The sequence below is a fragment of the Paenibacillus sp. CECT 9249 genome (assembly GCF_918697855.1).
Lineage (GTDB): Bacteria > Bacillota > Bacilli > Paenibacillales > Paenibacillaceae > MSJ-34.
On the sequence record NZ_CAKKLI010000002.1, the window covers coordinates 58,462 to 82,686 of the forward strand.

General features: G+C 43.0%; 28 protein-coding genes. All 28 read right to left on the reverse strand.

What is annotated here, in order from left to right; all coding sequences use genetic code 11:
- The 28 genes from neuB to LQ229_RS02415 all read right to left on the reverse strand — a co-directional run bounded on the left by neuB (position 1) and on the right by LQ229_RS02415 (position 24,144).
- Positions 1-1,083 (reverse strand): N-acetylneuraminate synthase, encoded by a 1,083-nt coding sequence (gene neuB, locus LQ229_RS02280; protein ID WP_230190844.1) that lies wholly within the window; start codon positions 1,081-1,083, stop codon positions 1-3.
- Positions 1,080-1,757, reverse strand: coding sequence for a PIG-L family deacetylase (locus LQ229_RS02285; RefSeq protein WP_230190845.1), 678 nt, complete (start codon positions 1,755-1,757; stop codon positions 1,080-1,082). Before LQ229_RS02285 ends, neuB begins: the two co-directional genes overlap by 4 nt.
- Entirely contained in the window at positions 1,757-2,917 is a 1,161-nt protein-coding gene (neuC, locus tag LQ229_RS02290; protein ID WP_230190846.1) for a UDP-N-acetylglucosamine 2-epimerase, read from the reverse strand. Before neuC ends, LQ229_RS02285 begins: the two co-directional genes overlap by 1 nt.
- 2 nt (positions 2,918-2,919) lie before the next feature.
- Complete coding sequence (locus tag LQ229_RS02295; RefSeq protein WP_230190847.1) at positions 2,920-3,567, reverse strand: HAD family hydrolase; 648 nt, start codon at positions 3,565-3,567, stop codon at positions 2,920-2,922.
- Positions 3,536-4,444, reverse strand: a complete 909-nt coding sequence (locus LQ229_RS02300) for an ATP-grasp domain-containing protein (protein ID WP_230190848.1) — start codon at positions 4,442-4,444, stop codon at positions 3,536-3,538. The genes LQ229_RS02295 and LQ229_RS02300 overlap by 32 nt, the downstream gene beginning before the upstream one ends.
- 22 nt (positions 4,445-4,466) lie before the next feature.
- Positions 4,467-5,624: an ATP-grasp domain-containing protein gene (locus tag LQ229_RS02305; RefSeq protein WP_230190849.1), complete on the reverse strand. Its 1,158-nt coding sequence runs from the start codon at positions 5,622-5,624 to the stop codon at positions 4,467-4,469.
- A gap of 10 nt (positions 5,625-5,634) precedes the next feature.
- Positions 5,635-6,303 (reverse strand): class I SAM-dependent methyltransferase, encoded by a 669-nt coding sequence (locus LQ229_RS02310; RefSeq protein WP_230190850.1) that lies wholly within the window; start codon positions 6,301-6,303, stop codon positions 5,635-5,637.
- Positions 6,296-7,489, reverse strand: coding sequence for a LegC family aminotransferase (locus tag LQ229_RS02315; protein WP_230190851.1), 1,194 nt, complete (start codon positions 7,487-7,489; stop codon positions 6,296-6,298). The genes LQ229_RS02310 and LQ229_RS02315 overlap by 8 nt, the downstream gene beginning before the upstream one ends.
- Positions 7,486-8,499: an NAD-dependent 4,6-dehydratase LegB gene (locus LQ229_RS02320; protein ID WP_230190852.1), complete on the reverse strand. Its 1,014-nt coding sequence runs from the start codon at positions 8,497-8,499 to the stop codon at positions 7,486-7,488. The genes LQ229_RS02315 and LQ229_RS02320 overlap by 4 nt, the downstream gene beginning before the upstream one ends.
- Positions 8,496-10,376 carry a 6-hydroxymethylpterin diphosphokinase MptE-like protein gene (locus tag LQ229_RS02325; RefSeq protein ID WP_230190853.1) on the reverse strand — a complete coding sequence of 627 codons (1,881 nt, stop codon included), beginning with the start codon at positions 10,374-10,376 and terminating at the stop codon, positions 8,496-8,498. Before LQ229_RS02325 ends, LQ229_RS02320 begins: the two co-directional genes overlap by 4 nt.
- The gene (locus tag LQ229_RS02330) at positions 10,360-10,983 is read right to left on the reverse strand and encodes a hypothetical protein (RefSeq protein WP_230190854.1); all 624 of its coding nucleotides are present in this window, start codon (positions 10,981-10,983) and stop codon (positions 10,360-10,362) included. The genes LQ229_RS02325 and LQ229_RS02330 overlap by 17 nt, the downstream gene beginning before the upstream one ends.
- A 102-nt stretch (positions 10,984-11,085) precedes the next feature.
- On the reverse strand, positions 11,086-11,901 hold the full coding sequence (locus tag LQ229_RS02335; RefSeq protein ID WP_230190855.1) for a flagellin: 816 nt from the start codon (positions 11,899-11,901) through the stop codon (positions 11,086-11,088).
- 105 nt (positions 11,902-12,006) lie between these two features.
- The gene (locus tag LQ229_RS02340) at positions 12,007-12,411 is read right to left on the reverse strand and encodes a hypothetical protein (protein WP_230190856.1); all 405 of its coding nucleotides are present in this window, start codon (positions 12,409-12,411) and stop codon (positions 12,007-12,009) included.
- Positions 12,392-12,793, reverse strand: a complete 402-nt coding sequence (fliS, locus tag LQ229_RS02345; RefSeq protein ID WP_230190857.1) for a flagellar export chaperone FliS — start codon at positions 12,791-12,793, stop codon at positions 12,392-12,394. Before fliS ends, LQ229_RS02340 begins: the two co-directional genes overlap by 20 nt.
- Before the next feature lie 24 nt (positions 12,794-12,817).
- On the reverse strand, positions 12,818-14,215 hold the full coding sequence (gene fliD / locus LQ229_RS02350; RefSeq protein WP_230190858.1) for a flagellar filament capping protein FliD: 1,398 nt from the start codon (positions 14,213-14,215) through the stop codon (positions 12,818-12,820).
- Positions 14,216-14,238: 23 nt separating this feature from the next.
- Positions 14,239-14,607, reverse strand: a complete 369-nt coding sequence (locus LQ229_RS02355) for a flagellar protein FlaG (RefSeq protein WP_230190859.1) — start codon at positions 14,605-14,607, stop codon at positions 14,239-14,241.
- Positions 14,608-14,640: 33 nt separating this feature from the next.
- Complete coding sequence (gene csrA / locus LQ229_RS02360; RefSeq protein WP_230190860.1) at positions 14,641-14,883, reverse strand: carbon storage regulator CsrA; 243 nt, start codon at positions 14,881-14,883, stop codon at positions 14,641-14,643.
- Positions 14,877-15,326: a flagellar assembly protein FliW gene (gene fliW / locus LQ229_RS02365; protein WP_230190861.1), complete on the reverse strand. Its 450-nt coding sequence runs from the start codon at positions 15,324-15,326 to the stop codon at positions 14,877-14,879. Before fliW ends, csrA begins: the two co-directional genes overlap by 7 nt.
- Positions 15,326-15,730, reverse strand: a complete 405-nt coding sequence (locus tag LQ229_RS02370; protein ID WP_290370005.1) for a DUF6470 family protein — start codon at positions 15,728-15,730, stop codon at positions 15,326-15,328. Before LQ229_RS02370 ends, fliW begins: the two co-directional genes overlap by 1 nt.
- A gap of 14 nt (positions 15,731-15,744) precedes the next feature.
- Entirely contained in the window at positions 15,745-16,650 is a 906-nt protein-coding gene (gene flgL / locus LQ229_RS02375; RefSeq protein ID WP_230190863.1) for a flagellar hook-associated protein FlgL, read from the reverse strand.
- Positions 16,651-16,663: 13 nt separating this feature from the next.
- Positions 16,664-18,244 carry a flagellar hook-associated protein FlgK gene (gene flgK / locus LQ229_RS02380; RefSeq protein WP_216536723.1) on the reverse strand — a complete coding sequence of 527 codons (1,581 nt, stop codon included), beginning with the start codon at positions 18,242-18,244 and terminating at the stop codon, positions 16,664-16,666.
- 63 nt (positions 18,245-18,307) lie between these two features.
- Positions 18,308-18,808: a flagellar protein FlgN gene (locus tag LQ229_RS02385; RefSeq protein WP_216536722.1), complete on the reverse strand. Its 501-nt coding sequence runs from the start codon at positions 18,806-18,808 to the stop codon at positions 18,308-18,310.
- Positions 18,809-18,817: 9 nt separating this feature from the next.
- The gene (flgM, locus tag LQ229_RS02390) at positions 18,818-19,102 is read right to left on the reverse strand and encodes a flagellar biosynthesis anti-sigma factor FlgM (RefSeq protein ID WP_216536721.1); all 285 of its coding nucleotides are present in this window, start codon (positions 19,100-19,102) and stop codon (positions 18,818-18,820) included.
- Positions 19,103-19,180: 78 nt separating this feature from the next.
- Complete coding sequence (locus LQ229_RS02395; protein WP_216536720.1) at positions 19,181-19,597, reverse strand: TIGR03826 family flagellar region protein; 417 nt, start codon at positions 19,595-19,597, stop codon at positions 19,181-19,183.
- Positions 19,598-19,769: 172 nt separating this feature from the next.
- The gene (locus LQ229_RS02400) at positions 19,770-20,585 is read right to left on the reverse strand and encodes a ComF family protein (protein ID WP_216536719.1); all 816 of its coding nucleotides are present in this window, start codon (positions 20,583-20,585) and stop codon (positions 19,770-19,772) included.
- Positions 20,582-22,591, reverse strand: a complete 2,010-nt coding sequence (locus LQ229_RS02405; RefSeq protein WP_230190864.1) for a helicase-related protein — start codon at positions 22,589-22,591, stop codon at positions 20,582-20,584. Before LQ229_RS02405 ends, LQ229_RS02400 begins: the two co-directional genes overlap by 4 nt.
- The gene (locus tag LQ229_RS02410) at positions 22,588-22,872 is read right to left on the reverse strand and encodes a helix-turn-helix domain-containing protein (RefSeq protein ID WP_230190865.1); all 285 of its coding nucleotides are present in this window, start codon (positions 22,870-22,872) and stop codon (positions 22,588-22,590) included. The genes LQ229_RS02405 and LQ229_RS02410 overlap by 4 nt, the downstream gene beginning before the upstream one ends.
- 876 nt (positions 22,873-23,748) lie before the next feature.
- Entirely contained in the window at positions 23,749-24,144 is a 396-nt protein-coding gene (locus tag LQ229_RS02415) for a hypothetical protein (protein WP_230190866.1), read from the reverse strand.
- Positions 24,145-24,225: the final 81 nt, after the last annotated feature.

Below are 24,225 nucleotides of genomic sequence, written 5' to 3' on the forward strand. Positions count from 1 at the left end.
CTATTCTATTTGTTTAATAGGTTGATTTATTTCATAATTCGAGTCCGAAACCTTACCAATTAAGTCCCAATAAAATGAAGGCGGTAATCCATTGCCTGGCCGTTTCACCCCAATGTTCCGCGACGTAAATATCTCTCCCTTTGAAATGTGATCAACAGCCACAATACTTTTTCGAGCAACCAACCTATTCTTTAATTCCGACGGAACTGGTTTCTTCACGCCTGTTCCGAGCGCCTTTTCTATATCCCGAATAGCCAGTACCATTTCCTTTAATTGATCAGGCTCTAAAGAAGATTTATGATCAGGACCAGGCATTTCGCGATCCAAAGTAAAATGCTTCTCGATTACAGTGGCACCCATAGCGACTGCTGCAACAGGAATATGAATCCCGATAGTATGATCAGAATATCCGGTCTTAATATCAAATTTGGAATACATACTTTGAATGCTTTTTAAATTTATGTCGGATATGGACGCAGGATATTCTGTAGTGCAATGTAATAGAGTTACTTTTTCCCGTAAAATGGGCTTTGCAATATGATAATCGAAAGATTGATTAATTTCGTATGATGAAAGTGGAGTTCTCTTATTTATATAGCCAAAAGCCACAACCTTCAGCGCAAACTCGATTTCTTCCAGATCCGCCATTCCTGTTGATAATATTATAGGAATATCTGTCTTAGCAATTTTAAGCAATAAAGGTGCATTTGTTAAATCTCCAGAGGAAATCTTAATCATAGGCAGTTTCAACTCATTGATTAACATTAAAGCGCTCTCTTCATCGAAAGGTGTGGAAAGAAACATAATACCTTTTTGTCTAGCGTATTCTTTTAACTTATAATGAGTATCAATGTCTAACTCAAGTTTTTTTAACATTTCAAATTGTGATTCCTCAGATGCAGTTTCTTTCCTTTGATATTGAGCTTTCGGGGCGTGTGGAGTGGCCAATTTTTCAGTTTTAAATGTTTGGAATTTAACCGCGTCTGCCCCGGCATCTGCCGCTGCTTCTATTAGTTTTTTAGCTAAGTCTATTGAACCATTATGATTAACTCCTGCTTCGGCGATGATAAATGTTCGGTTCATATAATAGTCTCCTTTAACAACATAAAAGCTTCAGCTGCTTTAAATCCTGACATTTGTCCTCGATATTGTGCCAATGCTCTTATTGCCTCATTACTACGAGGAAAAGGAAAGTCGCTTATTTCCGATTTAAAAATATTCATAATTTCAATTTTGTTTTGGAGGAAATTTTCGATGTTCACAAATACGTTTGGCCTAAAGCCAATTAAATCAGGATTCAAAGCAAAATCGGTCTCGGATAAAGTTTCATAAACTAATATTTTATGAATAAACGGATACCGAAACCATTTACCGCATGCGACAACTGAATCGAAAACTACGCGATGATCCGAATGAATATCTCCTCGGTATGGTAAATAAATAATCTCTGGTTGAATACGGTTTAATACTTCACTTATATCTCGAATTATAATATCCAAGGGGAATGTATCTAATTTGGTAGTAGGATAGTCAAAACGTTCAACAGATTGAAACCCGTACGCCTCTACCACTTGTTCTATTTCTCTCTCCCTAGTTTGTATGCGCTCTTCTGTTACGCCTGAAAGACCAATCATTTGCGTGAAGATCAGCCAATGAATCTGATCTCCTTGTTGTCTATGTTTCAATAAAGTGCCCCCGCATCCTAGAGTCTCATCGTCGGGATGAGGAGCAACGACTAAAACTTTGTTACTTTTCATCAATAAGTCAAATCCTTTATTAATAATCTATCATCTAGAGGTTCTGAAGCTAATATTTGTGCAATTCTTAACGATGCTTTTCCATCGCCATATGGATTTTTACAATGTTGAACCATTTCCCGATACGCTGAATCATATACCGCTTTGTATATTGCTTGATATATCTCCTCTTCATCATGATTTACAAACTGAACGTTTTCTGCATGAAGTCTGCCTTTCTGACGGTTGCCCACATTTACAACTGGCAATTTCAACAACGGGGCTTCTAATATTCCCGCACTTGAATTTCCTACCAAACACGAAGCCCTTCTCATAATATTAACAAATTCTACTCGAGGTATATTTTTAGCAGTATATAAATTAGGAAGCTTCTCATATTCTTCTATCGCTTCAATTAAACCATGAGTTCCTGCATCGGAGTTTGGATAACTAAGTATAGTTTTAATACCCAGACGTTCGATAGCTTTTAAGGTTTGTTTCATCTGGAAGTATGATTCTTCAATCTCTGTGGAAATAACATGCTGTATTAGCAATAATATTGGTTCTTCTTCAGAAAAATGAAATCCGAGACGATTTGAGAGTTCGTTTGAAGACAGTTGTTCTACATGGAGGAGACGATCCAACCCAGGGTTTCCGGTGTTAAAAACTCTAAATGGTTGCTCACCCATTCTTATAATACGATTATAGCTTTCTTCGTTACTAGCAAAATGTAAATGAGATAACTTCGTTACAGCATGTCTAACTTGATCATCGACATTCCCAACTACACGATCCCCCCCACAAATATGTGCTACAGGTATATTCATGTAGGCACCTACCAACGCAGTTGACATAGCTTCTTCACGATCTCCAAGAACCAATAAAATGTCCGGTTTCGTTCTTGCTACCGTCTGAATCATCCCTTGTAATTGTATAGCCAAGCCTTTAACCCGGGATGAACTATTATCGCCATTGATTAGACTTTCTATTTGATCGGCAATTACGAAACCATCCTTTTTTATTTCATCGATTGTATTTCCATATCCCTTTGATAAATGTGCTCCTGTAACTATCAGCTCTAACTGGAGCATTGGGTGCTGCTGAATTGCTTGAAAAACCGATGACATAATATCATATTCTGACCGTATCCCAGTAACGCCCAATATTTTTCTAAGAGACACCGTTAACACCTTCTCATTTCATAGACTTTGACAAACTGAATGTTTGCATTTTTCGCAAACTCGCAATCCACATCCCGATCACCAAAGAAAAGAACCTCTTCATAAGGATTTTTTGTATTTTGGAAAATGGGTATTTTTTCAAGAATATTATTTGAAGGTTTATAAAATTCCTTCCCATAAAGTCCTGTAAAAAAACAATTTTCTTCATCAAACCAAATATTCAAAGATAAAGCGGCAAATTTTGATCTTTGAAGTTCATAATTACCGTCTGTTATTAGGAATAAAGAGTACTTAGATGATAATTCATCTAGTGTTTCTTTTACGTATGCAGCTAACTTCAGTTTAGGTTGATATGTTCGGTAGATATTTAGACAATTCGATACTACATCCCTACGCTTTCCCTCATTATCAACAGCAGACCGTAGTACTTCATCAAATATAAAGGGATAAGAGCTGCCTTTTTCCTTCCAACGTTTTAATAACACTGAATATATTTCATCAGCCGACTTTGATATGCAATAAGATAAATAATCAGAAATTGGTTTATAAACCTGAGATATGAACTGAAATTCATCATATAATGTTCCGTCCATATCAAATCCCACATATTTTATTTTTTCAAGATTTTCCTTCGGCAATAAAGAGTTCATGGTAGTACCTCATCATTTTCATTCCATATTGAACTTTTTTGGGAGAAATCGCCCCTCCCCTGATAAAATGTTCAACCGCCAGACTAACCCAATTTTCCGTAGCTGCAAACCCTAGAGCCATTCCTCCTGCAATTCGTGGATTTATTTCAATAAATTTAATAGAACCATCGTCACACAAAAAACATTGAATATTGATTGGTCCATAGAACGGCAATATCCCGCAAATTTTCCGTACTTCTTCTTCAATTTTTTTATTTTGTATAACTATACCTGCTGTTGATTTTCCGTTTTTCACAAGCATGCGTTTTCGGGGCACAATATATACTGGAGTAGAATCTTTGTCACAAAAAATATCTATTGTAACTTCTTCTCCAGACACTAATTCTTGTGAAATCATTCCATTCATATCAATTTCCTGCTCTTCAACCCGAATGCCTTGACCTCCTCTTCCTTCGCGAGGCTTCACCAATGGATAAATTTGACTAAGACTGGTTTTTGGCGTCGGTATTCCATTACGTTCAAAAAATAAATATGTTTTCCATTTATCCTGACAAATTTCTAATGTCGCAGCGTCAGAAATTAACACATGTATTCCATTTCCAGAAAATTCAACTTTTCTTTGACTCCAGCCCAATAGTGTTTCATCAAATGAAGGAATTACCATATCAATTTGGTGTTCCAAGCAATTATTTAATATGTCGGCCCATAGATTCGGATCGTTTTTTGAAGGCATAATCATGAAATCATCTGCAATATATTTAGCCGCACATTGATCAGTAATATCTGAACCGACTGCAATAAACCCCGCCTGTTGAATGGCCCGTAACAAATATGTTGAAACAAGACTACCTGAAGCTTCGGTTAAGACTTTAAACATATTAATAAGCTCCAATCCATCTTTATACTAAATGCTGATTAATTAACTGATTAAGTTCAGCGTTTGTTATATCAGGACGATTATGTAATATGGCCGCTATATTATCTTGATTACTTTTTGGTTTAGTTAGTATTGATTGATCTTCCTTTGTTTCTATTAACATAAAGTCGTCAATATAGTGAGAGATGATCTTTTTAAGTATCCTATAATCAATTTTATAATTGTTACATTTAGCGAAGTAAATATAATCAAAACAGGAGTATTTCCCTTGTTTTCCCCCAATACATATTTCCCTTATAGGATCATTAGTAATCACTTTAATATAGTTGCTAATGAAATTGTAATCCAAACAAAAGGGGGATATATGAGTTTCAAAGTAATCACCGGAAATGCCAAAATCCAATTCAATAATTTCAACCCTGTCATGATTTTTAATAATATCAAGTTTTAATACTCCATTAATAATTCTAAAAATATTAATTAGACGATTCACTATTGTATTGCACCAATCTAATTCTGTAAAAATCGGTCGAAATCTTGCTGTATAGAGTGTTTCCCCATAACACTCCCTTGATAAACATCCGAGGAATACAGCTTGAGATTCACTGACTAAAACAGAAACTCGAAACTCTACTCCCCATAAATACTCTTGAATGATCATATCTTGATGAGTATTAATCTTAAAATTCCTCTTAAGTTCAGACCCAATAACCTTAATTACACCTTCACTGGAATTGGTTTCAGACGAGGGCTTTAAAATATATACAACATCATCATGAATTTGTGATTCGTTAATGTCTTTTAAATTCCATTCATTGATTGTACTTAGGCCATTTTGCTCCAACACTTTACGCAACAATTTTTTATTATGCGTTGATGTATAACTTCGCTCATTTATCTTCCCAGGTAGTTCAAAGTAATTACATATCACCTGTTGAGTAATCAAAGCATTTCCACAAGAAAAACACCCAACACCTTCATAATTTAACTCTAATTGTTCTAACCATTCTATCGCCTCTGTAAAAGACCAAGTACTAATTGATTTAAAGTATTCGCAATATTGTCTTCCAGGGGCCTTTTCATTTAAGTCAAACCCAATTATTTTATAACCGCTATTGTATAACTTTTTGATCAAAGGAATTTGATTCTTCCCAGCTCCAATAGAAATAATATGTCTCATTAGGCAAAGTTTATTTTTGTGCTGAAATTAGCCAATGCCCAGTTTTGTTTCCCAACAATCCTAGGGGCTCGATGATACGATGGCCTATGGTGACATTCTGAAATTCAGAGAAAAAATTACTAACTCCTTGCTTATCCCAAAAATACATAAGTGTTTGTTTTGGAGACTGGGTATTATCGTCAAAATAGTTAACTAGATAACGATTAGGTTCAATTTCTTTACTATTGTTCAATCTAGAATCGAGTGTCGAACGTAAGGTACACAATAATGTACCCCCAGTTTTTAATATTCTTTTAACATTAGCTAGTAATTTATGTTGATCACTATCATCCAGATAATGGATTAGACCCCATATAATAATTAAATCAAAAGATTCATTATCGAATTCAATTTCCTGGACTTTCTTATTATAGAAGTAACAACCTTGTTTTCCTTCTCTTAAAACTTTTTCCTGTGCGAAGGCAATTGATGATTCAGAACTATCCAACCCATATGCTTCAATCTGAAACTCATTCATTAGAAATGTATGCCTACCTGCTCCACATGCAATATCTAATCCTTTTTTAAATACCCCTCTATTCTTTGCCAAATACGATACAATAACCTCATCTGGATATTGTAATAGGCTTCTTCCTTGAGAATATACAGAGTTCCATGTTTCAACATTAATATTAGACATTAGATGCACCTCTTTTTATTAAATTAGGACTACTAGGAATATTAATAATACTGGATGAAAGTTGATTCGCTACAGACAGATCCATTTTAGGATATCCCTTAAATATATCTAAACTGTGTAATGGATCCCAAACAGGACGGCACATGAATCCATGATGATTCAGGTAATCTAGCAATGCATCTCTTTCTACACGATAATTTTCATCTAGATATAATATATTTAGCCAATAATTACTTTTAGAAAACTCCATTTCTTCATAAAAAGAAATACCTTCTATGTTTTGAAAGACTTCCTTGTAATTTTTAGCTAACAATCTTTTATTTTGAATAAATAACGGTAATTGTTCCATTTGAGCGCAACCCAAAGCAGCATTTATATTGGGCAGCCGATAATTGTATCCTATATCGTCATGAGTAAATCTCCAAGCATGAGGAACCTTTGCAGTTGTTGTTAAATGTTTTGCATAATCTGCTAACTGATTATTATTGGTTACAATTGCACCTCCGCCACCTGTTGTAATTATTTTATTCCCATTAAAGCTTAGAACCCCGACTTCGCCTAGGGAACCGGTATGTTTCCCTTTGTAATACGACCCTAAAGATTCAGCAGCGTCTTCAACACATTTAATATTGTATAAATTGCATATTTCTAATAATGGATCCATATCTACCGGCTGTCCAAACGTATGCATTGGTACTATAGCTGCTATTTTTCTACCAGTGTTACGATTATAACAATATCCATTATTTAGAAATGTATTTTCTTTTAAATATTCTAGCAATTTAATACAATTAATTCCTAAAGTCTTTTCATCACTATCCACAAAATGAGGTACGGCTCCGCTATATACTACAGCATTCGCTGTAGCAACAAATGTTAAAGTCGGAATTAAAACTTCATCACCATTCTGGACACCGACGATTTTTAGTGCAATATGTAAAGCCGCTGTGCCATTTACTACCGCAACTGCTCTTTTTACCCCGACAAAATTAGCGATCCTCTCTTCGAATTCCTCTACGTATTTTCCTACGGAAGAAACCCACCCCGTATCTAAACAATCTTTGACCAAGTCCCATTCTTCACCAATAAAGGAGGGTTCGTGTAACGGAATAATTGCATCCCTATTAGGGAATAACCTCTCGAAGCTCTTAATAATCTGTTCACCTAATATAACCATCTTGCTCATAAGTTATATAGCCCCGATTTATAATGGCGTAGGCGATTACTTTGTACAAACCAATTAATCGTCTCGGTTAGTCCTTTTCTTAAACCATCATACCCTGCATATTCAGGCTCCCATCCAATTAACATTTGGGCCTTAGTATTATCAGCCCAAAGTCTTTCCACTTCACTTTTTTCCGGACGAAGCCTTATCTCTTCATGTTGAATTTCTATCGATTCCTGCATGATATCAGAAATGAGATGTACTGTATCCCTTATAGATATTTCAAAATTGCTTCCTATATTTATTACCTCTCCAACGGCATTACTTGATTCTCCTAAAGCAATAAACCCCCTAACTGTATCGTTAATAAAATTAAAGTCTCGTGTTGGATGGATAGATCCTAATTTTATCTTCTTCTGTCCCGTTGCTATTTGTGTAATTACGGTAGGAATAATTGCACGAGCAGATTGCCTCGGGCCATATGTATTAAAAGGTCGGATAATCGATACCGGTGTATTGAATGAATTATAAAAAGACATCGCAATTTGATCTGCTCCTATTTTTGAAGCGGAATAGGGAGACTGTCCTTGCAATGGATGTTCTTCTGAAATGGGAACAAAACGTGCAGTTCCATATACTTCACTTGTTGATGTATGTACGACTTTAGATATTTCTAATTCTCTTGCAGCCTGAACAATATTCAGCGTTCCTTTAATATTAGTATCGATATAAGTGTCCGGTGAATGATAGGAAAATGGGATTGCAATTAATGCAGCTAAATGATAAACAGTATCGCAACCTCGTATTGCTTCCTTAACTCCATGAGGGTCACGGATATCTCCTGGGAATACTTCGATTTGGTCCAAAATATCTTTTGGTAAATCTTCAAGCCAGCCCCAAGAATTGAAGGAGTTATAGAAAACAAACGCCCTTACGTCATACCCCTTCCGAACCAATGATTCTGTTAAATGGGATCCTATAAATCCATCAGCACCTGTTACAAGAACTTTATTATTTTTACCCACTTTCATCTCTCCATAGTTATATTTTGATCTATTCGAGCTTTACCTTGCTGCAACACATTTTTTAGTAATGGATTGAAGACAATGATTTGGGATACTAGAGTTCCCAAATGTTTAACAATTAACGTCCCTTTTTTATAGGGATCCTTTTCACTGACGATATCATGTACAAATCTCGCATATACGGTAACATGAGCCTGCAAACACACCCCATAAATGTGTTCAAATGATTGTTTATTGACAATCTTAGACCAATACTTATCAACCTTTTCTAGTCTCTTTATAATCTTTGTAGATTTTGAATTTACACCCTTTTCTAATTCAACTAATGCGTCATCAAGTTTATTTAATTCTTCCTCATTTTTACAGATTTCATCAATTATTTCGTCCAACCTATTCCTTATTTGTTGAATCCGTGATTTGTCATATCGCTTGAGACTGCAATATATTTGTCGAAACCAATCTTCTTGTAATGTGATGTTATTAAATTCTTCCACCAGTTTCTCCATATTACACCAAGATGCCCCTTTAATATTCGCACCATTTTTTGAAGTATTTATAAATTCAACACCAGGGAATAAAGTCAATAGTGCTTCAACATCTCTTAAGGTATTCAACATCTTTTTATTCGTCTTGTTCTTCCCGCCATTTACATTATTAACCCATTGATCCGCTTTCGTCAAAACAGTTTTTATTCTTATCTCGCTGATATGATCCACCCCTTCCGTATAAAATTGTTCATTCGGATAGGAAAGATCTTGTCCTGCTAAAATAACTTGAGAGCATCCCATGTATACCGCTGCCTGAATGGCAGTACCTGTTACTGTTGAATTAGAAAAAAATTGCGGTTCTTGTGTTTCAGCACACATAACATATTTTGAAAATTTATCAAATGAAAAAAATACATGAATCAAGTTTTCAGTTTTATTATCTAATATTTTATACTTAACCGTTGGGGCGTATATCATTGGAATATGGGAAATTTGCAAATCCTCAAAGACACGATAGTTAGAGTCACTGCCATCCATTGTAACAATGATATGAGGTTCAATTCCATGATGCAGTAATGCTTGAATACTAGAACCAGCAGAAATAAGTATACAATGTTTTTTTATTTTTCGAATGTTTTCTATGTCGTATTGCAGTGAAGGGCCTGATCCAACGATCACCGCCGGAATATCCTTGCAGACGTCCTTCAACCCGGAAATATGAGGGTTCTTAAGATTATGAATTAAATTAAAAACAATATTTTCTGTCCATTCTTCTTGAAAAAATAATGTTGTCGCTAAGAAACCTCGATAAGATAAAATTAAGTTAGTTGCTTCTTCTTGAAGAAGCATAAATAACTCTCCATACAATTTCTTATAAATTGGGGTCGTTATTATCTCAATGGATTCGGTGATGTGCTGTATAATGTGTCCTAAAAAGGCATCTCGTATTATTTTCTCATCACCTACCGCTAATACAGCAATATTCGGATGGTTTAATAGTCTCCGAATATCGCGCAATTCCAACATAGCCAAAAAAATTTCATGGTTTGGTTCATAAATATAAAACTTTTTATCTGGATACTGCTCAATTAATCGTTCCAAATGATAGCCGAGACCTAAGCCAAACAATAAAATATTTTTTATTTCGCTGATCTTATCGGATACCGAGGAGATCCAACTACCCGCTTCTTCCATTGGATTATACCGGCTGTGAAGAGGGGTAATTTTACCTTTCCATAATATTGATAAATTAGGCAATCCGGATTTTGAATAACTAGCAGATATGTCTTGATCGCTTCTACTTATATTTGAAATGTATTTGTATATATTGTTATAGTTTTTCTTTAAAAATTCATTATTTTTAATATAAATATTATGATCATATTTTTCGTTCATCGATTTCACCTATACGTATTTTTTCATGAATCAGTTCAAATACATTTCCGAGTTCGTATTGAATGATATCGCCAACCGTAATATATTCTTGCTCATTTAAGGCTTGTTCTATATCAGAAAGAGAAATCTTTAACTTGTCCGCTGCTGTTCTTAATGTCTCCGTTAATTCTCGTTTCATTTTCGTCTTTTCGATTAATATTAAGCAAAATTCTAAAGACTGATATAACCAACCAATGCCTTCAAATAGATTGGAAAATTGATTCCAGTTCTCCTCAGTTAGATCGCCGTAGAATGCTTTTCCAATGTCTTCAACCGCTAAAATTAATTTGGCGTTATATTTTTGAATTTCAGTTATCGTTTCATCAAGACTGTCTTGAGGAGTAATTGTAATAATGTTAATATGTTTAATTTCATAAAAGTGATGTTGAATGTACAGTTCGTATCCGTCGTAATATATTTCACCATCAATTTGTACACAACGAATATATCTATTAATCGAGGCGATTTGCTGCAATATCGATTGCCATATCGAATGGAAAACTTCTAATGATGTTACTGTTTGTGAAATTTGTTCCGAATCAAGACGGATATTCATCGTTGGACTCACACCTTTTCATGTTATATTTACATTATCGGTTTTTATACCACAAAAATTAAATAGAAAAAATCCCCGTTCACGAGATGAACAGGGATTTCGAAAGGAAACTGATTAGCCTAACAGTTTCAATACGCTTTGTGGAGCAGAGTTAGCTTGCGCCAACATTGCAGTACCAGCTTGAACCAAAATTTGATTTCTTGTGAAATCAGTCATTTCTTTCGCCATATCAGCGTTACGGATACGGGATTCGGACGCGGACAAGTTCTCAGCCGTTACACCCAAGTTATTGATCGTGTGCTCAAGACGGTTTTGTACCGCACCGAAGTTCGCACGAGTTGTCGAAACCATGTTTATAGCTGATTTAATTAGACCGATTGCAGATGAAGCGCCAGTAGCGGTGGAGATATTGAGACCGGCAATTCCGAGTGCGCTTACCGCAACATTAGCAAGAGAAGCAGTCAATGTGACATCTTTGTCAACTCCAATTTGGAAAGTAACTTTCCCAGTTGTATTCAACAAATTGATATCATTAAACTTCGTGTTTGTTGCAATACTGCCAATTTCAGTTAACAATTGGCTAACTTCTTTTTGCAAGTTTCCACGGTCAGTGCCGTCATACGTTCCGTTCGCGGATTGGTTTGCGAGCGTGTTCAAACGTTGCAGCATGGAGTGTACTTCAGTCAAAGCACCCTCAGCCGTTTGGATCAAGGAGATACCGTCTTGCGCGTTGCGCATAGCTTGGTTCAAGCCGTTAATTTGGAAACGCATTTTTTCGGAGATCGCCAAACCTGCAGCGTCGTCTGCGGCGCGGTTGATGCGGTAACCGGAAGAAAGCTTCTCCATCGTTTTACCCATTTGCGTATTGTTGAAACCGAGGTTTCTGTGCGCGTTGATCGCGGACACGTTAGTGTTGATAAACATAGACATTGAAATCATCCTCCATGATTTAATTTGATTAGCCGCGTCCTTGCGGCTCTAAATAGTATATCGGCAAATGAATACCATTATTTTATAGTTTTATTGCTAATATTCTCATTTTTTTTCATCAAAGTAATAAGCGATCTGATCTTTGCGATTCATACCGTAGTAAGCGTTTATCAGCGTTTTATAATCATGCACCGACTTCAGATCTCCTGATAACTGACCAATCTCTTGCTGCAATAGATGTTCCGCTTGCTGTTGGTTGCGTACAATTTGCAGGCTGATCTCATGAATTCGTTCGTTCTCGGCCGCCAAAGAAGTTGGTTCCAAAATCTTTTCTAAGCCTTCGATCTCCTTTTGCAGCGAATCCCATTCATCTCCCAGATCGTTAAACCGTTCCAGTTGATCCATAAACGCACCTTGTCGAAGAATCTCCAGCTTCTCGGCCGAAATGTCCAAGAGTCTGCGGTAAGCTCCATATCTTCCGCTGCCTGCTTCATGTTGTAGCTTGTCCAAGGGTAACACCCTTTCCGATTTGTTCCCAAGCCTCTTTCACATTTCGAAGTATATCGATCACCTCGGTTAACGGCTCCGCCTCTTTTTTAAGATTCGCCTGTACGAGTTTGTCTAGCATGTACAAATAAAGTGCTTTTAAATTGCTGGCTATTTCGCCGCCTTCTTGTTCGTTCAACGTAGAAATCAACTCATACAAAATATCTTGCACCTTGAGGATCTGTTTATTGGCCTCGACATATTGTCTCTCCATAATGGAGGTTTGCGCCCTGGAAGCGAATTGGATCGCCCCCGTGTAGAGCATCAAAATCAGCTTATGCGGAGATGCAGTTTCATATTTATTTCGTTGGTAGCTTTGATAACCCGCTTGATTTGGCATCAACATGCAATCTCATCTCCTTACGTTGAGCTAACTCTTTTTCGTAAGCATGCCTAATTGACCGGACATCCAATCTTGTTCGTTTTTCAATTTCGAAAGCGCTACTTCCATCGCAACAAATTGTTTTTTCATTCGTTCTTCCTTCTTCTGCAATTGAAGCTCCATTCGTTCCATTTGGTCCGATACATAAGAAACTTCGGAATCATATCCTTTGATTTGAGTCGTTATGATTCCGTCGACCGACTTGGTCCATTGGTGAAGGCCGTCCTTTATTATTGCGCCAATGCCAAGGGGTTTCGTTTCACCGTCTGCTTTAACTGTTTTGTTAAACATTTGCAGCATTTTATCCGGGTCTTTCAAATACTCTGTCTTAAATTTTTCTTTATCAAAAGAAATTTTCCCCGTCATTAAGTCTGCCGACGTAACCCCTTTGTCGACCTCTAGACCGAACTCGGCTAACGTATGCTTGCCGTCCTCTCCTAAATCCACCACCGACGAAATCCATGCGCTTAAATTCGAATCCAGGGAAAGTAATGTAGAATCTCCTTGCAACGCTTTCTCTTTCCCTGTAAACTCCCGAATCGTACTCACCACGTCGTTATAAGCCTTTACGAATTTTTCAACTGCACTGGCCACTTTGTCGGCATCCGTCTTTACATTAAGAGTAGAAGAGCCCTTGCCCACTAAGGTTATCGTTACGCCATCAATGACGTCTTTAATTTCATTGCTGCTCTTTGTAATTTCAACGCCATTTACTGTAAAGATAGCATCGTCGGGTTCTTTGCTTGCGGCAGCGCCAAAAATTGAATTGATTTCACTCAAAGCGCCCGCATACTTTGCACCCTCGATTTTGCCGTCTTTCCCGGTTTCGCTCGCCGTAAACATTAACTTTTTACCGCTTGACGTATTAATCACGCTGGCGGAAATGCCTTTGAGCTCGCCATTGTTGTTAATTTTATTTTTAATATCTTCCATCATTTCTCCGAGGGTTGTCCCCGAGACTTCTATATCTATCGTTTTATCCCCGTCGCCTGTTCTAAATGTCAGCGTTTTTTTCTGCTGATCGTCGGCAAGTTTCTGGTCCGGATTAGCCGCATCCCAAGTCAGCACATGCGGCGTTGCAAGCTGAGTGACTTCCACCAAGAAAGTACCGGTTGACGCGGCATTTCCCGATGACACACGAATGGCGGACTCATTGGAACTGTTGGCCGTATATTGTGCAAAATTGCTGCGCAGCGTTAAATCTGCCGCCGCATCTTTCAGCGTATTTACCTTTGTATTAAACGCGCGATAAAAAGCCTGGATTTCCGTCAATTTCGTTTTCTTTGCTTCTAACCTTGTGTATGGGATTCTTTCAATCTTCATCAAATTTTCTATGATCGAATTCGTATTCAACCCCGAAGCAATTCCGCCAATACTAAATGACATATTTGCACCTTCCTTCGTTACATTTATAATTTTTTGTCGATAAACAGACCAACCAGTTCCTTCATCTTGAGTGATAGATCGATCAAAAATTCCGGGGGCAGGCTGGTAATCACTTCTTTCGTTTCGGAGTTGACCACTTCGACATACAATTGTTGCGCTTCTTCGTTATAAACAAAGTGAATTTCCTTCCCGTAAGACTCGATCGCTTGGTTTATCTTTTTTAATTCCTGTTCCAGCTTTTCTTTTTTCTCTTGGTCCATTTTTTCAAAATCAAAAATTTTTTGTAATTCTTGCGGAGCGATAACGGATGCAACGGCATCGTTCATAGGTAATGTCGTTCGTGCAGGTCTGGTGTCGATACCGTTCAAGTCGACTCGATGAATGCTGTTCATCTTTCTCACCTCAACGATTTTCTCTTCCTTGGCCTATTCTGAATTTGGCTTAAAACCTTTCAGCAAATCCAGTAGTTGCGCTTGGTTCGATTCATTATGTCCTGCTTTCAAATTTTCTTCGGCGATGCTTATGTAAAGTTCTTTACGCAATATTTGCACTTCTTTCGGAGCGACAAGACCGAGTTTGACCGTTTCTCCCTCTACACCTAACACCTGCACCTCGATATGATCGCCCAGCATGACGGTTTCGCCCACTTTGCGCTTTAATACTAACATGGCCCGTTCTCCTTCGGATTTAATAAATATCGCAAGGGATAATCGCGGTCCATGATGACGAATTGGCAGCCGATCCGTTGTTCCGGGGCAAACAAAATAGGAGCTTTCATATTCGCATAGAGTTGGCGCTCTTCGGCGTTTACAATGAACATGGCGACTACTTCGTCAGGCCTACTGATTTGCAACAATTCAATCGTTTCCTGATCGATCGTAAAGCCGAAGTCTACAACCGTCTCATTGGCAGGTATGAGAACGAAACTGGTATCCCCGTCCAGAGCGTGAAGGATAAAAAACGGAGAGTTATCCAGCGGAAGCAACGCAAAGTCCCGTAGCTCTTGGAATCCGAGCAAACCCTTGGCCAGTGTATACAATTGATGCGTTTGCGGGCGCAATTCACCGTACAACGAACTTTGAATGACGATTTCTTCTGCTTGACTTTTCATTACTTCCGTTCAACCCCTCTTGTTTCGATCCGTATTTCCGGAGGAATGATCTTTACATCAATGTTCACGCCAAAAGCGGGTGCGGCCACTAGCGTTACTTCGCGCTGGCCTTTTTGAATATATCTTTCCATCGCCATATTTCCGAACACGTTCTTTTCCCGCGTCTTCAAATTCGCGATCCGATCACCGTCGCGAGCTTTTTGCGCGATGCCGTTCATTATCTCAGATTGCGCTTGTTGCTTGATCTCATGCGCAACGGTTAACGGTCGAGGCAAGCCGAGCTCTTCCCATACGGGAGTCCAGTTCGCCTCCATCTCCGCAGTATGAGTCCGAATATGCATTTCAGCCGGTACATAAGTAAACTGGGTCGCATTTTGAATGCTTCCGATGATAGACGATAACACGGCATCACCTCACTTTATCTAATAAAATCAATTAGAGTGGTTTGCATAATACGCGCTCCTGTCGATAATGCGGCTTGCAATACGCTTTCTTTCATCTTCAATTCCGTAATGGCTTCGGGATAAGACACGTCGGCTACTTTAGAACGAAGATCTTTCAAGCCGACCTGTTCGTCCAAAATACGATCTTCCATCAATTCAAACCGATTCATCCGTGCGCCGATTTCCGCCCAGCTTACCGAAATTCGGTCCATTGCCGTATCAATTCTATCAAGATCGGCTAATAGTTGATCCTGTTCGTTATTGTTTAAATGCGAAATGATATCGTCGAACACTTTGAACACGTTATTGGGATTCGGATTCCCCGCCGTATCCGCCGCGCCGAAGATCACTTCTCCCGTAATGCTCACCGGAACGGTCACCGATGGACTGACATTCAGGAAATATACTCCCGGGTCCGTCGATTCGCCGGCAGCTCCGGCGGACGTATATGGAGGTTGGTCCGTCTTCTGTCCGTTGAACAAAAATCGGCCGTTATAGTTGCTGTTTCCGATCATGACCATTTGTTCCTTAAGCTGCTGCATCTCCGCAGCGATGTTCTTTCGAACTTCAGCCGGAACTGTTCCGGTCGAAGCTTGTTGCGTCAAGACTCTAGCCCGCTTCAACACATCGCTCGCCTGCTGCATCAACGAATCCATCGTGCGCAGCATGCCGCTGCCGGTTTTGACGTTCTCCATGAACTCGTTGCTGCGCAGCAGTTCCGTGTCGTAACGCATTTGATAACCGATGCCGACGGGGTCGTCGCCGGGGCGGTTGATGCGTTGGCCTGTGCTTAGCTTGTTGTTTTTGTCCAGCAAATCGGCATTAATGTTGCGCAGATTGCGCAGCAATTGAATATTCTGCATTTGACCTGTTACGCGCATTTTACACTACCTCCTATCTGCCTACGATACCCATTTGATTAATGATGCGGTCCAGCATTTCGTCCACTGTCGTCATGTTGCGGGCCGCTGCGTTGTATGCGTGCTGAAAGCGGATCATATCCGCCATTTCTTCGTCGAGCGAGACGCCGCTGACCGATTGGCGCCGCTGCAGCAGCGAATCGACCAGATTTTGCTGATTCTCCATATTTCGCGTCGTATTGGCGGCTCGAACGCCGAGGTCGCCGGTTACGGCACGAAAGTAATCGTCAATCGTACCCTTGGACAATGTCGTCAAGTTTTGCGGGTATTCGAACGCCTTATCCCGCAATCCTGCCAAGGCATGCGCGATATCGCTGTTTCCTTTGATCGTCAAGTTATCGCCGTTATTGTTCGTCTCGTATTTGCCGGCTGCCGCGATTTTGCTCGTGTCATTCACGATCACAGGGTTGACGCGAATATTGTTTATGTTGAACGTCCCGCTTCCGTCCGATGTTGTAAAGAACGGAATTCCCGATGTCGCCGGGTCGGACAAACTGTAGCCAAGCTCATGCAGCCCGTTGAAGCCGTTCACTTCCAGTTCGATCGGCGACTTGACGCGGCTGCCTGCCGGAATGACCGTTCCCGCCGGAATCGTCGTGCCGTTCTCCAACTCTACATCGTTCTTAGCGGTAATGTCTTTTGCCGCCACATAGCCGTTTTCCAGTCTGACGGTCACTTTCCCGGTCACCAGCGATTGAACCATCGCATTCAATTGATTGCGAACGGTATCCACCTGAGCTTGCGACTGGACGTAGCCGTGAAGCTGTCCGGACGTGGCCGTCGCCGCATTCGCATCCGTAAGCTGCGTCGCATTGTCCCCGTTCACCACTTCGACACCCGCCGCCACAATAGTCACATCGCCGTTCGGCGCTTCCGTCACCTGAATATCGACGATCGTCGAAAGTTTATCGATCAGCAAATCCCGTTGGTCCCGGTAATCGTTGGCATTGTCGCCAAGCCCCTCCGCTTTGCGGATAATGCCGTTAAGCTGAGCGATATTTTGCGCCAGATCGTTTGCTTCGTTCACTTTCTTCGTAATGTTGGCCTGCAAGTCATTCGTAACATTTGTGAGCGACTCGTCCATATGGCGCAGCGTATCGACCATGTTGACGGCCGAACCGACAACGTCGACGCGCGCGCTCAGCAAGGCGGGATCCCGGTTCAACACTTCCCAGGAATTCCAGAACTTATCCATGACGCCGCGAATTCCGTTATTGGACGGCTCGTTCAATATCCCCTCGATCGAACGCAGCGTCGAATCTAGAATGCTCCAGGAGCCAAGCCCTTGATTTTCCCGACGGAATTGCATATCCAAATAACTGTCCCGAATCCGGGTAATGCTGTCGTATTGTACCCCGGTACCGATCTGGCCCGGCGCACTGCTCTTCGACATGCCGATCGCCTCGATCGGGCGCGTAGCCGAGACGTTAACGCGCTGTCTCGAATAGCCTTCCGTATTGGCGTTCGCTATATTGTGCCCGAGCGTCTGCATCGTCGTCGTTTGTACGAAGAGCGCTCTCTTGCTCGTTTCCAAACCGTGAAAAGTAGATCGCATGTTGTTGCCCCTTTCCGTTGCGCCTTCCTAAAGCGCTAAAGTATCTTGCCCTCGTATGCCAGGCTACGCCCTCGTATCCAGCCAGCCGCTGCGATTGACGACAGGCGCTTGCCCGGTCGGATTATGGTAAACCGCTTCGTCTTCCGGTCCGCCGATCATGACATCGAGCGAAAAAGTAACAAACGACAGCGATTGTTCGATCAATTCCTGATTATGCGCGTTCAGCCGTTTCATACGCTGCAGCGTGTCGCCAAGCGATTGCTGCGCCTCCGTCAATGCCTTTTTCTCGTCCGGATGGAACACCAGCCGCAATAGCTCCGTGATCGTAAGATTGAGATTGGATTTAATCCCTTTCTCCCGCAAAAAATCGTATACCGCCTCCTGGCGCTGCGCCTCGGCTTCGGTAATCTGCTTCAGCTTCTTGGATTCCTGCTGCATCGTCTTCGTCAATTCGTCAATATCGTTGTGAATAATCGCTTGCTTCTTCCGTTCGCCGATTTCGATCATGTCCACATGCAAGTCATTCAAACGCTCCAACGTTTCAATTAAAGATCGAACCGTCACTTGGATCACCTATTTCCCCGGAGTTTGCTTAAAATACGGGAGAAGCTTCTCCGCAATTTTGTCTGCGTCCACATAATACGTTCCTGTCGCAACCGCTTCCTTCAACTGTTCAATCCGCTGCGCGCGCTCCGGATCCTTCACCCGGCTTTGTGCATCCAACATTTCCTTCGCCTCCGACGAAATGGACACCTTATCGCGCTGCAGTCCCTTTTTTCCCAAATTGCCTTCGCGTGATTCTATATTTCGCATATACTGATTTAACGCTCCGAGTCGTCCGATATCGTTAATTTTCAAAACGTTCACCCCACTCCAAATAAAAAACCGATAATCTTTACTAAGTTTATCGGTTAGTTGTTTATAATACTTTATAGTTTAGCGATCTCTGTATTTATCTACAACACTGTAGGCGTGATTTCCATTATGCCCCTTCGCATTTCGATCTTTAAGCTTCTCATCTTCCGCCAAATTGGAGATGTCTCTCGCAAGCCTTCCTCTGCAGGAGTCGCACATATGCCCCTCGCGGATCGGAACTCCGCAAATTTCGCATGGGTACGTCAAGTTCGGCGCGTTTTTCATCGAAATTCGCCCTTCGCGGACAAATCTCGTAATTTGCCGCATCGTCACGCCCGTCGCTTCCGAGAGCTCCTGAATGGTCGCTTCCTTGTTCTCGCGCAAGTATTTGACGCATAATTCGTATTCCGCTTCGATTTCGCGCAAACAAGCCGGACAAAGGTCTCTGAAGTATTTGGCAAAAATTTTTCCGCAGCGCGGACAGTTCTCAACGTTCATCACCGACAACCTCCTACATTTCCTTCTTTCCACATTTATTTCAATCCACGCATCCGCGAGGAATGCGCCTTCCTCCGATCACTGAATATATCTATTTTACCATTTTCCATGGTATTTCACTAGAACGATATAGTACTATTATCGGTTGAAAGAGAGGAATTATTTACAATAATTACGAGCGCGCCCACGTTAAACAATAGACTTCCATTCTCATCTCCGGAAACCCGGCAAGGCCCGGGATCGTCCGAATTTGCCGCGCGCATTCGTTCACCGTGCTGCCGGTCGTATAGACGTCATCTACCAGAAGAATTCGCAATAGAGGTTTGTCCTCTGAGCGACGCGAACGAGCCAATTCGGCAATCTGCGACAGCGCGGCCGAATCCGGCACGAACACGTCCTTCAAATCCCGGATACGCTCCCCGCGCGCTTTGAAGCTTTGTTTGGCCGTATGCCGCGCGCGCCGAATAAGCGGGTAAACGGGCAGCCGATGAATGGCGGCGAGCCCTTTGGCCAGCTGTTCCGCTTGATTGAATCCGCGTTCCGCCAGCCGAGCTTCGCTGACCGGAACGAACGTGACGCAATCGAATATCGCATCGTCATCTGCCGCGGCGTCGTTCATACGTATCTCATTCAGCATGCGGACGTACGCTTGATTCAACATATGCACGAACAATCCGATGTATCGTTCATTCCCTCTATATTTATACTGCGCGAGCCATTCCTTCATATGAGAGTCGTATTGTACGGCACTGCGGTTTTGAATAAAATAGGTGGAGTCCTGCGGACGACGGATACAATCCGGACAAGGCACATGGCGTCCGCAAACAGTACAGTTGACGCGATCGATCCACGGAATGACGGAGCCGCAGCCGTCGCATATGCCGTAGAATAACGAAGCGGCGCTTTTGCCGCAAATCATGCATGGATGTTGGCGCGCCCGCAATAAGGTGTTCAGCCAACGCCAACGTTCTTTCCATCCTCCAATCATGACGAACCGCAGCCTCCTCCCTCGGCAACTCCCTCCGCCCTTGTCTCCCTCTGAAAATATCCTTCCCGACGCGCCAACCGGTTCATCGCTTGAATTTGCCGGATGGCCGACATCTGGGAGCGATTTTTGTATTCAGCGCAAAAATAGACTTGCCCATACGGAGCGTCTTTCGACCGGCCGGCTCTTCCCGCCATTTGCACCAAAGAAGCGGAGTCGAACAAGGAACTGTCCGCGTCAAGAATGAATACATCGCTCCGCGGAACGGTCACTCCCCGTTCCAATATCGTTGTCGTCACAAGCATGCGCGTTTCTTTGCGGCGAAAACCGAGGACCTTCTCCGCGCGCTCGACGTCCGCGGAGGAGGTGCCGGCAATCGGAATATCGGCGAAATACCGCCTTAATAAACGGACGAGGGGTTCTGCATGTTTAATTCTTGTAATAAAAACGAATATTTGCGCTCCGCGGTCTAAAGAATGTTGCAGCTTTCCGATCAAATTGGAGGGGAGCGTATTCCGCTGCAAGTAATAGTGAACAGGTTTGATCGGTAACAACCTCGGAACAGGCAGCGGATGGCGATGAAAGCGTACCGGCACCTTGGCATGCTGCAGACGCCCCGCCCGCACCTCCCGCTGCATCGGCTCCGGCGGCGTCGCGGACAGGAAAATAAATTTCCCATCCGGCTTGCAAGCTTTGGCCGCCGCATATTGCAACTGCTCATTGTTATGGTACGGGAACGCGTCCAGTTCGTCGATGATCACCAGGTCGAATTTTTGCCAGAACCGCATGAGTTGATGCGTCGTGGATAAGACGATCCGACCGTCGGTCCATCGTTCCTCGCTCCCGCCGTACAGCGTAACGAGCTTATCGGCGGGAAACGCTTGCTGCAGGCGCGGCTGCAGCTCAAGCACGACATCGCGGCGCGGGGTCGCGATGAGCACTTGCTGTTCCCGCTCGAGCGCATACGCGATGAGCGGGAAGATCATTTCCGTCTTTCCTGCGCCGGTCACGGCCCAGAGCAGGAAAGACGGCACCCCCGCCGCCGCACCGCCGGCGGCGGGGGAAGCTGCAGCAGCGCACGGCTGCTGCAGGAAGGCCAGCGCAGCGCGCGAAGCGGCGTGCTGCGCCGGGCTGAGCCGCCACCGGGCCTGCGGCTCGGCGGCGGCACGCGGCCGCGTGCCCGGGGCGGGCGTATGCGAGCGGCCGGTCCGGCTCGCCCCATGCAGAAGCGGCGAGCAGAAGCGGCTCCGCCCCATCGTGAGGCACGCTTCGCAATACGCGCAGTTCGCGCTGCCGCATGACGCGCAAGCCGTACGATGATGCTGCGCCGCTCCGCTGCCGCAGCGTCTGCAGCGCAGTTCCCCTTGGCGGCGCAGCCCCGGAAAGCGCCGCGCCGCCAACTTGTAAGCCAGTCCGCTCGCCAAATCCAACTCCCCGCGCACATAAGCCAACTGCGCCAACGTACGCCAATAGTCGACTCCATGTTCAATATCGGTGCCGCCTAACATGTCTTGAAGCTCATGCGCGAACAACGCCCTCCCCCGTATCCGTCTCGCCATGCTTTCCGCTTCAGAGTTCAAACGAGACCAAATTTCGTTGGTCTGCAGACCGCAGCGACCTTGTATCTCCCCAAGGAACATCCCCGCCTTGACGCCCACGTTCGTCCCGCTCCATTCCAAAACCGAATCGCCCCTTCCCGCGATCCCTTTCTCAAATACGACAACCGGTTCGTTCCGATTGTCCCCCTCCCAACCGGTATCAAAATCTTTCAAATCGGTTTTATAAATCTTCTGCATATACGCCAACCACTGTCCCTCCTTCCAGCCATCCATCTTTGTCTCGCTTTGAAATTGCGCGACGATGTAATTGGCCGCGCCTAGCGGCACGGTCTCCCGAAACACGACCAACTTCCCCCTCTCCGCCCAATAAAACAAATCCACGCGCAAATCAAGCGATAGATATGCCTCCCACTGCTTTTCCGTTTTCACCGTATAAAGATGAACTCTCATCGCTTTCCCCTTCCCTTCTGATGCGGTACGATCCGAAAACCGACGGCCCTAAGATTGGGGCGAATCGCTTCCAAATCTCCGTGACTCGCCATGCGCTGCAACCATTTCAATGCGGTACGGCGGTTTACGCCGAACGCTTTTGCCGCATCTCCGGAATTCACATCCCCGCCCTGACGATGGGCCAGCCTTAAGACGGCTTGTCTCCTGGCCCTTAAAATCCTTAAAAGGATACTCCGCCTGCAGCCCGTCAAACCGATAATCAAATACCGGCCCCCAAACATGCTCCAAGAAGAGCTTCTCCGCTTTCCCCAGTTCCTTTCTGTAGGTAACGCCGCGCTTCGCATGTTCCGCGTACCGCTCCGCATAACGCTCAACTTCGATTTGCAAACGAATTCCCCCGTTTCCTTGTCCGGAACGCCAAAAAAGCACACCCTAGCCGGCGACCAATCGTCGCTAACCGGGGTGTGCTTCACGCCCATTCCTATTGATTTGCCTATATTATAATTGACCTAACCAAGTCATGCAATAGTTTCTGCGATCTTGTTGTTTCCTGCGCCTTAGTACCACTAATCTTGCATCGCATGTAATACTGCGTTTTGAGCCGATGGTTCGCTCGAAATGAGCAAAGTTAACGGATTTTGAAGGCCTTATTTTGTCCAATAACGCTGTTTTAGCGGAGTTAGCGGATTTTGAGGGCGTTATTTTGTCGAAACTTCGCAAAACCAAGGATTCTTAGGCCGATCGCGACAAGTTAACGGTTCGAAAATCCGTTAATTCCAAAAAATCGACTGGAACTTGAAAAATAAGACCTTGGAAATCCGTTATATTTTCATGGCCCCTACATCCCTTATGTGCGAATCGAAATTCGTTGAAAAGATAACTTCGTTCCCAGACCCTGCACAATAAGCGCAATCCGCAAGATACTAGACTCCAATCGGTCCTTAATAAGGAAATTTCGTTCCAAAATGCCCATTCGACCTACCTCAAACCTGCAGAATGTCGCCAATACCCGCCAGAGGCAATAGTATGCAATCGTGCATCAACCAAGAAACGATGCAACAACAGTCGGAACTTGGCAAATATGCCAAATTGAACGATGCAATTGCGCAAAGTTCATTCATTCGCACTTAACTCGTCCCTGCAACCGTTTTCCAAAGCTAGAGCGCACACGGCAGCTTGGACCAGTCCTCCCGATGGTTGAGCCGAACCGTTATGGAAGATTCATCCGAATCTTCCGCTAACCGATCCGTTGTATATAAAATAGCGACATTCGAATCGCCGTTTGCAGCTATTCGTTCTACGATGGGAATCGTATCGTCATGCGAGCCTTCATCGAGCACCGTAATCTTTATTCCGACTCCCTTCATCCGAACGTACCATGCGAGAGCGCGAAATACCCATTCCACGTGCTGTCCGCTATTGTTCGTAATCAGTATATAATGTTTGCCCGAAGGTTGGCCGGTACCGTTCTTTTTCCAAAGCGCATGCGCGGCATGAACCACTGCGATCGCCGACCCGTAACAGACGACAATCCAAAGCAACGCCTGAAGCATCGAGGCTCACCTCCCTTTAGCACCAATATATGCGACAATCGGGAGGCTGGTTCCAAACAGGCGTCCTCACGGAAAAAGCGC

Coding starts and splice junctions, on each gene's coding strand:
- neuB (WP_230190844.1), bottom strand. CDS start 1,083: ATGAACCGAACATTTATCATCGCCGAAGCAGGAGTTAATCATAATGGT.
- LQ229_RS02285 (WP_230190845.1), bottom strand. CDS start 1,757: ATGAAAAGTAACAAAGTTTTAGTCGTTGCTCCTCATCCCGACGATGAG.
- LQ229_RS02295 (WP_230190847.1), bottom strand. CDS start 3,567: ATGAACTCTTTATTGCCGAAGGAAAATCTTGAAAAAATAAAATATGTG.
- LQ229_RS02300 (WP_230190848.1), bottom strand. CDS start 4,444: ATGTTTAAAGTCTTAACCGAAGCTTCAGGTAGTCTTGTTTCAACATAT.
- LQ229_RS02305 (WP_230190849.1), bottom strand. CDS start 5,624: ATGAGACATATTATTTCTATTGGAGCTGGGAAGAATCAAATTCCTTTG.
- LQ229_RS02310 (WP_230190850.1), bottom strand. CDS start 6,303: ATGTCTAATATTAATGTTGAAACATGGAACTCTGTATATTCTCAAGGA.
- LQ229_RS02315 (WP_230190851.1), bottom strand. CDS start 7,489: ATGAGCAAGATGGTTATATTAGGTGAACAGATTATTAAGAGCTTCGAG.
- LQ229_RS02320 (WP_230190852.1), bottom strand. CDS start 8,499: ATGAAAGTGGGTAAAAATAATAAAGTTCTTGTAACAGGTGCTGATGGA.
- LQ229_RS02325 (WP_230190853.1), bottom strand. CDS start 10,376: ATGAACGAAAAATATGATCATAATATTTATATTAAAAATAATGAATTT.
- LQ229_RS02335 (WP_230190855.1), bottom strand. CDS start 11,901: ATGTCTATGTTTATCAACACTAACGTGTCCGCGATCAACGCGCACAGA.
- fliS (WP_230190857.1), bottom strand. CDS start 12,793: ATGTTGATGCCAAATCAAGCGGGTTATCAAAGCTACCAACGAAATAAA.
- fliD (WP_230190858.1), bottom strand. CDS start 14,215: ATGTCATTTAGTATTGGCGGAATTGCTTCGGGGTTGAATACGAATTCG.
- LQ229_RS02355 (WP_230190859.1), bottom strand. CDS start 14,607: ATGAACAGCATTCATCGAGTCGACTTGAACGGTATCGACACCAGACCT.
- csrA (WP_230190860.1), bottom strand. CDS start 14,883: ATGTTAGTATTAAAGCGCAAAGTGGGCGAAACCGTCATGCTGGGCGAT.
- fliW (WP_230190861.1), bottom strand. CDS start 15,326: ATGAAAAGTCAAGCAGAAGAAATCGTCATTCAAAGTTCGTTGTACGGT.
- flgL (WP_230190863.1), bottom strand. CDS start 16,650: ATGCGCGTAACAGGTCAAATGCAGAATATTCAATTGCTGCGCAATCTG.
- flgK (WP_216536723.1), bottom strand. CDS start 18,244: ATGCGATCTACTTTTCACGGTTTGGAAACGAGCAAGAGAGCGCTCTTC.
- LQ229_RS02395 (WP_216536720.1), bottom strand. CDS start 19,597: ATGAACGTTGAGAACTGTCCGCGCTGCGGAAAAATTTTTGCCAAATAC.
- LQ229_RS02400 (WP_216536719.1), bottom strand. CDS start 20,585: ATGATTGGAGGATGGAAAGAACGTTGGCGTTGGCTGAACACCTTATTG.
- LQ229_RS02405 (WP_230190864.1), bottom strand. CDS start 22,591: ATGAGAGTTCATCTTTATACGGTGAAAACGGAAAAGCAGTGGGAGGCA.
- LQ229_RS02410 (WP_230190865.1), bottom strand. CDS start 22,872: ATGTTTGGGGGCCGGTATTTGATTATCGGTTTGACGGGCTGCAGGCGG.
- LQ229_RS02415 (WP_230190866.1), bottom strand. CDS start 24,144: ATGCTTCAGGCGTTGCTTTGGATTGTCGTCTGTTACGGGTCGGCGATC.